Genomic DNA, 10819 nt, shown 5'->3' with positions numbered 1-10819 from the left:
CACCGCCCTCGACGTCACCCCGCCCAAGAAGATCATCGACCTGAACACAGGCCGCTGACCAGGCACCATCCCACCGCCTAGTGACACGCCATCCCAGCGTGCTCACAAGCGTTTCCGCAGATCAACCCGCATTTCCGTGCCCTAGACAGCACTCTCAACTGTGGAACTCAGGTCCACCTTCCGGTGGTGGAAGCCGAGAAACTCGAAGCCCTGCCCGCCCCGGGTGAGGCAGGTGATGCCGGACTTCTCCGGATGCGGCCGCATCCCGAGCCGTTCCAGCACCCGCGCCGAGGTCAGCACCGGGGTCGTGTACGGCACCGCGCGGGCCTCGAAGTACCCGCCGGCATGCACACCCGGACCGACCCCGACCCGTGGTTCGGGATCATGACCACCCAGCGGAGTCGCCGGGACCTCGGCTTCCGGCCCATCTGTCCGAGCGCCTGGGCCGCCCGGGACGCCGGAGCCCTCTGACAGCCGGCGCCCTTCGTCCGGTGCGGCGAGAGTACGTGCCGGGCGTCGCGATGGGGGCGCCCTTACTCGATCGTTTGCGTGTTTGCTGATCCCTTCGCTGCACCGTGCTCTCTTTGGGAGACGGGGCATACCGATTCACCTGTGTTCAGGCGCTCAATCCCCACGAATAGGCCGTTGTCTGACTGTGGGTGGGCTCTCAACTGTCCACCGCAGTACGGACGGCCGGTCCGGCCCGCGTCGAGCCGGCAGAGTTCCTGCGCACTGGCGAGCCTGGCGGGTAGCCCGTGGGCATCGGCACCCGGGGCCGGGTGTGTGCCGATGACCGACGACGGGCAGTCCCGCGGCCTCGGGCTTGCGCCGCTCGCATCGACTGCCTGAGCAGGCAAGCGGAAACAGCAGGCAGCGACGTGCTGATCGGCGTAGTCAGCGGGGTGGCTTGACCAGCCCGGCCTCGTAGGCGGTGATCACGAGCTGGACCCGGTCCCGGACTCCCAGTTTGGTGAACAGCCGGGATATGTGTGACTTTGCGGTGGCCACCGTGATGAAGAGATCCTCGGCGATTTCGCTGTTCGACCGGCCGCGTCCGACCAGGGTCAGTACTTCCTGCTCCCGCTCGGTGAGGCATTCCACCGGCCGTAGGGAGGGCTCCGGTGCAGCCGCGGGGCGTCGGGCGAAGTCCGCGATCAGGCGGCGCGTCACGCCAGGCGCGATCAGTGCGTCGCCAGCGGCGACCACGCGGATCGCCGTGAGGATGTCGTCCAGCGCCATGTCCTTGACGACGAAGCCGCTGGCGCCGGCCCGGAGCGCGCCGTACACGTGGTCGTCCTCGTCGAAGGTGGTCAGCACGAGGACGCGGGTCATCGCCGGACCGGCGGTGACCCGGCGCGTGGCCTCGATGCCGTCCATGCCGGGCATCCTGATGTCCATCACCACGACGTCGGGGCTGATCTCGCCGACCAGTTGGACCGCCTCGGCGCCGGTGGCGGCCTCACCGACGACCTCCAGGTCCGGGTGATCGGCCATGAGCACGCGCAGACCTGAGCGCACCAGCGGCTGGTCGTCGGCGAGTACGATCCGGACGGTCACCGGGCCTCCAGTCGGACTGCGACGGGTTGGGGCAGTGGCAGCCGTGCGGCCACCCGGAAGCCGCCCTCGGGACGTGTCCCGGTGCTGAGGCGGCCGTGCAGCATGCCGACGCGTTCGCGCATGCCGACGAGGCCGAAGCCATGGGCCAGGCCGCTCCCGGTGGTGCCGCGCCCGTCGTCGGTGATCTCCACGGACAGTTCCTCGGCCCCGTAGCCGACGCTCACCTGGCAGTGTGCGGTACCCGCGTGACGGACCACGTTGGTCAGTGCCTCCTGCACGATGCGGTAGGCGGCGAGGTCGATATCGTCCGGCAACGGACGCTGCTCCCCGCTGAAGCGCACGTCGACGCGTACCCCCGCGTCCGCGGTCGCCACCGCGAGCCGTTCGATGTCCGCCAGCCCCGGCGAGGGGACGAGGGCCTGTCCCAGTGCGGCCGGCTCCGGTTCGGTCCGACGGAGCGCCACCAGCGTGCGGCGGAGGCCCGACAGGGTCTGTCTGCTGGTGTCCTCGATGGCTTGCAGTGCCTCGCGGGCCTGTGCGGGCTGTGTCCGGATGACCCGACTGCCCATCCCGGCCTGGATGGCGATGATGCCGATGCTGTGCGCGATCATGTCGTGCAGTTCCCGTGCGATCCGCAGTCGTTCGGCGGTCAGGGCCTTGGCCACCTCCTGTGCGTGAAGCGCCACCGCGTGCTCGCGACGCTCACGGCCGAGCAGTCCCGCCATGCAGGATGCGGCCATCGCCAGAAGGGCGATCACGCCGTTGACCGTCAGGTTCTCTCCGTGCGCGAAGCCACCGATCAGCAGGAGCTGCACGGTGAAAGACACGGCCACGGCGACGATCGAGGCGCGCCGCGTGCGGGTGGCGATGATGAAGGCCAGAACGAGGTCCACCGCCACGAGCGACAGGAACTCGCCCTGAAATGACACGGCCCGGTGCGCGTGCTCGTAGCGGGGCGGGAAAACCGTTACCACGGAGATGGCCCCGAAGAGTGTCATGGCCAGCGCCAGCAGCGGCACCCGTCGCAGCACACCGGCGAGCAGGCTCGCGGCCAGCAGCGATCCCACACCGTGGACCGTGCCTGAGGCCCGCGGCGCGCCCCCCAGCAGCAGACCAAGGATGAGAAAGTACAGGACACCCCCGAGCCAGGACACGGCCTTCGTCCTCGTCACCACCGACGTGACCTTTCGCGAGGGAGATCGCCAGGTGATACGCATGCCGGCGACTGGGGAGTCGATGAGTCGTCCATACCGTGAGGTTAACCAGGCGCCGTCCGCGTGACATCGGCCTCGGGATGTACGCCCACGGGCTACCCCGGCGGGGGTATTGCCATCCACGGCCTCATGTCCTGCGGGGCTCCTCTCGGCAGGGTTGACCGTGTGATCGAAGTCAACGAACTCACCAAGCGTTACGGCGGCAAGACCGCTGTCGATCAGCTGTCCTTCGCCGTGCGGCCCGGCCAGGTCACCGGATTCCTCGGCCCGAACGGAGCCGGCAAGACCACCACGCTGCGCATGATCCTCGGTCTGGACGCGCCGACCAGCGGCACCGCCACCGTCAGCGGCGTGCCCTTCCGCACCCATCCCCGTGGACTGCGGCACGTCGGCGCCCTCCTGGACGCCACCCAGGCCCATGGCGGTCGCAGCGCCGCGGCCCACTTGTCGGCCCTGGCGCGCAGCAACGCCCTTCCGCGTCGCCGGATCGTCGAGGTGCTTGAGGAGGTGGGGCTTGCCGAGGTGGCGACCCGCCGCGTCGGCGGGTTCTCGCTCGGCATGAAGCAGCGGCTGGGGATCGCCACCGCTCTCCTCGGCGACCCGCCTGTGCTGATGTTCGACGAACCTATCAACGGCATGGACCCGGAGGGTGTGCTCTGGGTACGCCGGCTCTTCCGGCGCCTGGCTGCCGAGGGGCGCACGGTCTTCCTCTCCAGTCACCTGATGTCGGAAATGGAGAACACCGCCGACCAACTCGTCGTCATCGGCCGAGGACGCCTCATCGCCGCTGAGTCGGTACGCGACTTCGCGGCCCGCAGCGCCCGGCGCAACGTCGTGGTGGTCACACCGCAGGCCGGTGAGCTGGCGGCGGTGCTCACCGCTGCGGGCGCTGCGGTCGAGCGGGAGGGCGCGGGGGGTATCGAGAAGCTCAAGGTGACCGGGCTGACGGCCGAGCGGATCGGAGCGCTCGCTTTCGAGAACCGGATCCAGTTGAACGAGTTGACCACCAAAGCCGCCTCGTTGGAGGAGGCGTTCATGGAACTCACCGCCGACAGCGTCGAATACCTGGCAGGACAGCCCCGATGACCACGCCCCGCACCGTCACTCCGACCGCTTTCGTCACCGAGCCGCCCGTCCGCTTCTGCGACTTGCTCGCCGCTGAATGGATCAAGATGCGGTCTCTGCGTTCCACTCCGTGGACGATCGCGCTCACTGTCCTGTTCGTCATCGGGTCCTCAGCGGTGGCGGCACTGGCCGACTACGACAACTTGTCCGGCTCCGGCGCGAGCATGCGGCAGCCGCCCGTCTTCCTTCCCTTCGATGCCTTCCCGCCGGCCGGCTACATGACGCTGATGCTTGTCGCCGGCAGCCTCGGGGCCCTTGCCGTCGTGAGCGAATACAGCAGCGGCCTGATCCGCACCACTACTGTGGCCGTCCCCGCCCGCGGCTCACTGATGCTGGCCAAGGCCGTTGTCTCCGCCTCGTTGTGGACCGTCGTGGGCACGGTCATCTCCACCGGTTCCTTCCTGACCTCCCAGGCCATCTTGGACGGGCGGCACACAGGGGTTCCGATCACCCATCCCGGGGTAGTCCGGGCGCTGGTGGCATCCGCGCTGCTGGCGCCGGTCTGCGCACTGATCGGTCTCGGCCTCGCCGCGCTGATCCGGCACAGCGCCGCGACCATGGTCACCAGCGCCTTCACGCTGCTGATGCTCCCCACGATCTTCTCGCAGACCAAGCGCTGGTCCGCCGACATCAACCACGCGATGGTCGTCACCGCCTGGAAGCGCCTGGTCCAGAACTGGCCGCCGGATCCGACATCCCCGGTGCTCAGCGCCACGGTCCCCGGCTCGTGGAGCGTGTACGCGGTGTGGCCGCTCGTCGCGGTCGTGCTCGCGGTTGTTGTCGTGCGCCGCCGCGACGTATGAACCCGGACGGCAGATCACCACGTGAGGGGCCTTCAGGGCGAGGGGTGCGGAAGATCCGATCCTGTCCGCCGGCCAGGCAGCCACCACTGTGGACGTCCCGACGGGGTGGTAGGCCGACCACCCCGGCCAGGGCCGGGGCACAGCGCACGGGAAAGCCGAAGGAGTAGCCCTGTTCTTTGAGCCACGGGAGGACCCGGCGCAGGGCCTCGACGGTCTCGGAGCGGTCGCCGCCCGCGTCGTGGAAGAGGATCGTCGGTCCATTGGGCAGTTCCCGCTCGACGGTCGCGACGACGGCGTCCGTGCCCGGCCGCTCGAAGTCCTTGGAGTCCACGTTCCAGCCCAGCGAGTGGTCCCTGCTGTGGCCCCGGCGGCCAGCACCGTCACCCCGAGGGCAGCCCCGACCAGCCTGCCGTACCAACTCCGTCTGCCGCCGTGCCGTGTCATGTCCGCCCCGCTTTCCCGCAGTTCCTCGCCGATCCCTGGCCGCTTTCCGAACACTTGGCAGGACGAGGGGAAGTGATCGGTGGATGCGTTCATTACCGATCACTGACAAGTCCGGGGGGAGTCCGCGGACAATCCGGCCAGCAGGCTCGACGTACTGCTCCGAGAAGACGGTGGTCCGGAGGCGGCCGACCGGTTCTGCCGCGGCGGGGAGGGAAGGCGCAACCTTGACTGCAAGATCGAGCTCGGCAAGCTGCTCGCGGCGACCTGCCGCCCGGGAACCTGCTGCCCCTGCGCCAGGCCCCCCGCGCGGCTCGGCGCACCGCGTACGCTCGTGGCTTTGCTGCTCGCTTCGATACCGTCCCCGTCGGTGAACGGTTTCCATGTGGGGCCGTTGTTCGTGCACTTCTACGCGCTGATGTACATCGTCGGGATCAGTCTTGCGGTGCTGATCGGCCGGCGCCGTTGGCGTGCTGCCGAGGGTGATCCGGCGATGGTGGAGGAGGTCGCCCTGTGGGGGGTGCCGTTCGGCTTGGGCCTGTCCGCCTTCGCGGTCCTGTCCGACGGCAGCCAGATCGACAGTCCCCGCTTCGGAGCTCAAGCGCCTTCAGCGGATCTGTCGCGCAAGGCCAAGGGGTCGAAGAACCGGGCCAGGGCCCGTATCAAGATTCCGGGACGGTCCCAAGCCCCTGCACGTGCGGCAGTGGACGTGCGGGGCGTGCGGCACGGTGCACGACCGTGACCACAACGCAGCCCGCAACGTCCTCTTCGAAGGACGCCGTATCGTCGCCGCCGGACGGGCGGAGACGCTAAACGCCGCGTGAAGCGCCGGTAAGACCAGGACGAAAATCACGGCACAGCGCGTTGAAGCAGGAAGCCCCCGGAAGCGTCAGACGACCCAGGCCGGGATCCTTGGACTTTAGGCCAGGGAGCACGTCAAGTGGGCGAACGGTGCTGGTGCGGAACTCAGGGCGGCGGGTCAACTGCGTCCGCCGCGTCGGCTGACGAGGCGGCGGCCGACCTTACGGCCCAGGAGATGGAGACCGCTCTGCTGGCTGCCGAGGGCCCCCGCCCCGCCGCGACTCGGCCAGAGGGTCGGCAGAGCCGGAGGATGCAACTACTTGCCGATCATGAACTCGCTGACCTTGAGCGGGCGGTTGACGATGCGGACGTCGCCGATCCAGCCGTGGAAGATCTGGTCGATGCTGCCGCCGTACTCGTAACCGCCCAGCAACCAGGGCAGGTTGAGCGTGGTCAGACCGATGGCCACGGTCGAGGGGTTGTCGACCGTCTCGCAGCCCTCGACGTACATGACGGTGCGGCGGCCGTCGTTGACGACGGCTAGGTGCCACCAGGCGTCCTCCGGCAGGGCGTGACCCCAGTTCGTGGACCCCTCCGTGAGGTTCGTCGGATAGACGCACCACTGGGGTTCGCGTCCGCTGGAGAGGCTGAAGGTCACGATGGGCTCATCCGGGTCTGTGTTGCCCGTGGACTTGCCGGCCTGGCCGGCCTCGCCCCAGCGGCTGAGCAGGGCCATCCACGAGTTGTCGTCGGACGACCACGTGGTCGGAACCTTCACGAACGCCTCGAAGGTATAACCTTGCTTGAATGTCTCGGAGTTGAGCGGGGCCTTGTCGCCGGTCGTCAAGTAGGCGCCGTGCAGCGGGTTCTTGCCGCCGGAGAAGAGCAGGCTCCCGTGGCCCGGCTGGTCGGGGTGGTGGTCGCCGGACCAGACCAGCGCGTTGCTCGCGGAACCCGGTACGGTTACCAGCGTGGTGAGGTCGTTGCCGTGGCCGGACAGGTCCGGGATGCGCTGGCCGGAGGCGAACGCCGAACCCGGCTTGCCGCCCTGGTCGAAGCGCCAGTACGCGAGCGTACCGGGCGTGATCATGCGCTGCGCGGGACGCGCGGCCCGCACCGGGACGGGGATGAAGCCGGAGAATCGCTGCTCGAAGTCGATCGCCACCGAGAAGTAGTCCACGGGCGAGGTCAGGCGGGCCATCTGCCCAGCGAGCATGTTCCGTTCGCCGGACTTCTGGTCCAGGATCCACGGTGCCATGGTCTCGACGTCGATCGTGTTCCGGTCGAGGTCGAAGTGGTACAGGCGGATCATCGCCGCGCCGCCGTAGTAGCGGTTCTGGTAGTTGGTGATGTGGACGTGGACATCGTTGTCGGCCGTGTTCTTCATAGTGGTGCGCGCGGGCGGCCAGTAGTGCCCGTTGAGCGTGAGGAAGATCTGGTCGTTGTCCTTGATCAGCTCGTCCCACATCTTGTGGCCGAAGTCGCTCAGGACGGCGTCGTCGTCCGCGTTCCCGTAGTCCTCGGGGTACACGTCGTCGGTGTAGTTTGCGTTGGCGATCTCGTGCGTCGTCAGGATTACCGGCATGTGCGGGTGGTCCTTGATGACCTTGTTCGCCCACGCGAAGCCGGCCGCCGACGGCCGCCAGTCCATCGCCAGCAGCAGCCACTCGCGGCCGGCCGCGCGGAAGACGTGATAGGTGTTGTAGCCGTCCGGCGTCGCGGCGCGGAACGACGGCGACTTCTTGAACCGCTTCGGGCCCAGGGTCTGGAGGTACGGGGTGCTGCCGCGCTGGTCGTCACCACCGACATCGTGGTTTCCCGCGACCACGCTGTAGGCGGCGCCGCCGCGGTCCAGTATGCCGAAGACCTGATCCATGTGGGCGAACTCGGCGGCCGTGCCGTTCTCGGTCAGGTCGCCGAGGTGGGCCATGAAGACGATGTTGTCGCCCTCGGCGTTCGCGTTGTCCAGGATGTACTGGAACGACGCCTGCAGGGGCTCGGGCTTGATGCTGTCGCCGAAGAACAGGAACTGCGTGTCGGGCATCACGGCCATCGTGAACTGACGACTCTCGGTGTCCGGCCTCCATCGCCCGCGCTGCCGCGCGACCGGGTCGCCGGAGGCCAGGCCGGACGTGGCCGATGCGGCAGCGAACGCGGGCGTCGCACCCCCTGCCGCGAGGGCCGTGGCCCCTATGCCCGCGAGCCCGCTCGTCTGCAGGAACGACCGGCGGCTACGGCCGGCCGCCCCGCCGGCCGACAGGTCGTCGGGGTTCTGCTGGTTATGGTTGCACATCTTTCCTCCATGGGCCCGTGCGGCGACTGTTCAGCCGGAGCGAGCGAGTCGAACCGTACGGGGAGTTGGTCAACGGGAGGAGGACGTTCCATGAATCTCCTGCATCCGGAAATTGCCGCGTACACCAGGCATTTCACAGAATCTGCTGAGGGGTGAGTACTTCGCCGGCGGGGACGTCATGGAGGGACGACGACGTGACGGGACATGCTATGGGAGGCCGGATGCGGGGAGGCAGGCGCCGTGCGCACGCATCGACGTTATGCAGACCTGGCGTCCGCGAATGGCCGGGCATTGCAAGGCCGGGCGGCGATCGGACCTCTCGTCAGCGTCTCCAACGGCACTTCTCGGGACCGGTGACACCACCCTCCGGGGCATCCGCTCGACAGGGGCCAGGCATGCCAAGTCTGAAGGCCGCCAGGCCCATTGCAGGACCACGAAGAACATGACGGGGGCAGAAGGCGGTAGGCCGGGCATTCTGAGGGAGACCGGAAACCGGGCAACCCGGTTGCCGACGGCCGCGCTCTGCCTGGTTCAGGCTTCCTCAGCAGGTCGCCAGTCCTCTGAAGTTTCCCCGTGATCTCGGACACGTGATCGTTAAGCCGCGAGGGCGTGCTGATGCCGCTGCCTGGACTCGGCCGGGGTGAGATAGAAGGTCGCATCTGTCCAGGCCGACGGGTCTGGCCCGTAGTCGGTGGTGACGCCGAGTAGCCGTCCTTGATCGTGATCTGGTGGTGGATGTCAACTCCCTTATGGGGACGGTGTTTTCGGGGCTTGCGGCGCTGGTCGTCGAGGACGTGGCGGACGGCGGCGACGCGGCGGTGGTCTCGGGCCCGGACCCGGGACGTGGCGGTGCCGTGTCCGGTGTGCGGGACGCCGACGGCGAAGGTGCACGGTTATCACCGCCGAACGATGAGGGGCGTGCCGGTCGACGGCCGCCAGGTCGTCGTCCACCTGCGCATACGACGGCTGGCCTGTCCGCCCCCGGGCTGCCGGCGGCAGACCTTCCGCGAGCAGGTTCCCGGACTGCTGGAGCGCCATCAGCGCCGCACGGTGCGTCTTGTCGGGCAGATATCCCAAGTGGCGCGGGAGTTATACGGCCGGGCGGTCGCACGCCTTTCCGGCCTGCTGGCCGTGCCAGTCTCCCGCAGCACCGCGCTGCGCAACCTGAGGCGCCTGCCGCTGCCGCAGCAGGCCATCCCGCGGGTGATCGGCGTGGACGATTTCGCCCTGCGCCGCCGCCACCGCTACGCCACGATCATCACGCCCGCTGAGACCGGCCGACGCGTCGCGGTCCTGCCCGACCGCGAAGCGGCCACCCTGGAGTCCTGGCTGCGCGAACATCCTGGTGCCGAGGTCATGTGCCGGGACGGCTCGGCCACCTATGCCGAAGCCGTCCGCCGAGCCCTGCCCGACGCGGTGCAGGTCAGCGACCGATGGCACCTCTGGCGCAATCTCTGCGACACAGTCCAGATCGAGGTCCGCGCACACGCCGACTGCGGGGAGACCGGGACCGCGGCCTCACCGATGCCCTGTCACAGTCCGATCGCCGACTTCGGGCCCATGTAGCTGCAGCTGCCCGCGCCCGGGAAGCCGTCCCTGCGCAGCCGCACCCACGTGCCGCTGAATCCCAGCACGGCCACTCCGCCGACGTCACGTCCGCGCTCAACGGCGCCATCGGAGTTCGAACTTGCCGCCGACCGCACGGCGCCTCGTGGTACGGCTCACTGGATGTGCCGCGTGTCTCCGCACATGCGGATGCCGCCGATCACGATCTCCAGCAGTCGGGCCGCGAGGCCGCTGTCGCGCCCCTGCGCAGCGAGCGAGACGGCGCTGACGAGCGCGAGCAGGTCTTCGGCGTGCACGCCGGGCCGCACGGCGCCGACGTGCTGGGCCCGGGTGAGTAGCTCGTCAGCCGTGGCGGTGATCTTCGCTGTGCAGCCGTCGTCCTGCTCAAGCACATCAGCGTCCGGGCCGCCCAGCAGCATGGCGGTCAGGCCGCGACTGGCTGTCGCGTACTCGCTCAGGTCGCCGAGCCAGGCCACAAGCGCGGGCCCCACCACTTACGATCGAGACCGAGGAAGAACCGGAATGCGCGCTGTGCAGTACGACCGTTATGCCTGACTCGACCTACTTTGACAGAGAGGGGTGGCCGATCCCCTACACCATCCCCCAATGGAAGGACCCAGAAAATGAGTGACGCGCCTGAGCTCTGGAAAGTGGTGATCGCTCTGGAAGCCACGGCAGAGCAGAAGGACGCTCTGGTCGACCGCTTCGTCGACGCCATCTGCCCAGATCCGAGTCATGAGGGTTGGTGCGATACACCCTGGGCCCTCCATGTAGTCGAGGGTGACTCGCTCAGCACAGATGAGCAGAAGCGGCTCCGGGACGAGATCAAGGACACCATGGAAAGCTGACAGAGAGGGGCGGCATCAACTGTCGACGGTCTCGTCTGGCTCAGAAGCCGTTGTGAACCTTTCCCAAGGCCGGGTACTTAGGGCGTGCAGATCTTTAACTCGTCTTTTTGATCTTGGTTTGGGTGGGGTCGGAAGCGAGGAACCTTGCGACGTCGGCAGATGTACGGAGGC

At 68.3% G+C, this 10819-nt stretch carries 11 protein-coding genes and 2 pseudogenes; 7 read left to right on the top strand and 6 right to left on the bottom strand.

Translation table 11 applies throughout. The features are described from left to right. Positions 1-141 precede the first annotated feature (141 nt). Positions 142-351 (bottom strand): hypothetical protein, encoded by a 210-nt coding sequence (locus tag ACFY2B_RS45625; protein ID WP_390768962.1) that lies wholly within the window; start codon positions 349-351, stop codon positions 142-144. Between ACFY2B_RS45625 and ACFY2B_RS45620 the strand changes: the two genes are divergently transcribed. Then, positions 346-471: an epimerase gene (locus ACFY2B_RS45620; protein ID WP_390768961.1), complete on the top strand. Its 126-nt coding sequence runs from the start codon at positions 346-348 to the stop codon at positions 469-471. The two genes, ACFY2B_RS45625 and ACFY2B_RS45620, sit on opposite strands and share 6 nt — an antisense overlap. A gap of 423 nt (positions 472-894) precedes the next feature. Here the strand turns inward: ACFY2B_RS45620 and ACFY2B_RS45615 are convergent, their stop codons facing one another. Together ACFY2B_RS45615 and ACFY2B_RS45610 are read right to left on the bottom strand one after the other, a co-directional pair. After that, positions 895-1557, bottom strand: coding sequence for a response regulator (locus tag ACFY2B_RS45615; RefSeq protein ID WP_390768960.1), 663 nt, complete (start codon positions 1555-1557; stop codon positions 895-897). After that, positions 1554-2729: a histidine kinase gene (locus tag ACFY2B_RS45610; protein ID WP_390768959.1), complete on the bottom strand. Its 1176-nt coding sequence runs from the start codon at positions 2727-2729 to the stop codon at positions 1554-1556. Before ACFY2B_RS45610 ends, ACFY2B_RS45615 begins: the two co-directional genes overlap by 4 nt. Before the next feature lie 207 nt (positions 2730-2936). Here ACFY2B_RS45610 and ACFY2B_RS45605 point away from each other — a divergent pair, with 207 nt between their 5' ends. Both ACFY2B_RS45605 and ACFY2B_RS45600 read left to right on the top strand, forming a co-directional pair. After that, positions 2937-3857, top strand: coding sequence for an ABC transporter ATP-binding protein (locus tag ACFY2B_RS45605; protein ID WP_390768958.1), 921 nt, complete (start codon positions 2937-2939; stop codon positions 3855-3857). After that, positions 3854-4699 (top strand): ABC transporter permease, encoded by an 846-nt coding sequence (locus ACFY2B_RS45600; protein WP_390768957.1) that lies wholly within the window; start codon positions 3854-3856, stop codon positions 4697-4699. The genes ACFY2B_RS45605 and ACFY2B_RS45600 overlap by 4 nt, the downstream gene beginning before the upstream one ends. Positions 4700-4841: 142 nt before the next feature. On the opposite strand, the pseudogene ACFY2B_RS45595 reads toward ACFY2B_RS45600, so the two are convergent. Further along, positions 4842-5131 (bottom strand): annotated as a pseudogene (locus tag ACFY2B_RS45595) (polysaccharide deacetylase family protein); the annotation flags it as partial. 349 nt (positions 5132-5480) lie between these two features. On the opposite strand from ACFY2B_RS45595, the gene ACFY2B_RS45590 reads away from it, so the two are divergent. Both ACFY2B_RS45590 and ACFY2B_RS45585 read left to right on the top strand, forming a co-directional pair. Next, entirely contained in the window at positions 5481-5882 is a 402-nt protein-coding gene (locus ACFY2B_RS45590) for a prolipoprotein diacylglyceryl transferase family protein (RefSeq protein ID WP_390768956.1), read from the top strand. After that, complete coding sequence (locus ACFY2B_RS45585) at positions 5836-5964, top strand: zinc ribbon domain-containing protein (protein WP_390768955.1); 129 nt, start codon at positions 5836-5838, stop codon at positions 5962-5964. The genes ACFY2B_RS45590 and ACFY2B_RS45585 overlap by 47 nt, the downstream gene beginning before the upstream one ends. A gap of 293 nt (positions 5965-6257) precedes the next feature. On the opposite strand, the gene ACFY2B_RS45580 is transcribed toward ACFY2B_RS45585, so the two are convergent. Next, positions 6258-8234 (bottom strand): LamG-like jellyroll fold domain-containing protein, encoded by a 1977-nt coding sequence (locus ACFY2B_RS45580; RefSeq protein WP_390768954.1) that lies wholly within the window; start codon positions 8232-8234, stop codon positions 6258-6260. 758 nt (positions 8235-8992) lie between these two features. Here ACFY2B_RS45580 and ACFY2B_RS45575 point away from each other — a divergent pair. Beyond that, a pseudogene (locus ACFY2B_RS45575) lies at positions 8993-9770 on the top strand (ISL3 family transposase); the annotation flags it as partial. A 185-nt stretch (positions 9771-9955) separates the two neighbouring features. Here ACFY2B_RS45575 and ACFY2B_RS45570 read toward each other — a convergent pair. Next, the gene (locus ACFY2B_RS45570; RefSeq protein WP_390768953.1) at positions 9956-10291 is read right to left on the bottom strand and encodes a hypothetical protein; all 336 of its coding nucleotides are present in this window, start codon (positions 10289-10291) and stop codon (positions 9956-9958) included. 132 nt (positions 10292-10423) lie between these two features. On the opposite strand from ACFY2B_RS45570, the gene ACFY2B_RS45565 reads away from it, so the two are divergent. Beyond that, positions 10424-10648: a hypothetical protein gene (locus ACFY2B_RS45565; protein WP_390768952.1), complete on the top strand. Its 225-nt coding sequence runs from the start codon at positions 10424-10426 to the stop codon at positions 10646-10648. Positions 10649-10819: the final 171 nt, after the last annotated feature.

The organism is Streptomyces sp. NPDC001270 (genome assembly GCF_042896695.1).
Lineage (GTDB): Bacteria > Actinomycetota > Actinomycetes > Streptomycetales > Streptomycetaceae > Streptomyces.
The sequence above is the reverse complement of the archived record's forward strand: the minus strand, read 5'-3'. Positions and strand labels throughout refer to the sequence as shown.

Excerpts from the sequence above, each read along its gene's own strand:
- ACFY2B_RS45620 (WP_390768961.1), top strand. The coding sequence starts at position 346 with ATGCACACCCGGACCGACCCCGACCCGTGGTTCGGGATCATGACCACC.
- ACFY2B_RS45600 (WP_390768957.1), top strand. The coding sequence starts at position 3,854 with ATGACCACGCCCCGCACCGTCACTCCGACCGCTTTCGTCACCGAGCCG.
- ACFY2B_RS45580 (WP_390768954.1), bottom strand. The coding sequence starts at position 8,234 with ATGTGCAACCATAACCAGCAGAACCCCGACGACCTGTCGGCCGGCGGG.
- ACFY2B_RS45565 (WP_390768952.1), top strand. The coding sequence starts at position 10,424 with ATGAGTGACGCGCCTGAGCTCTGGAAAGTGGTGATCGCTCTGGAAGCC.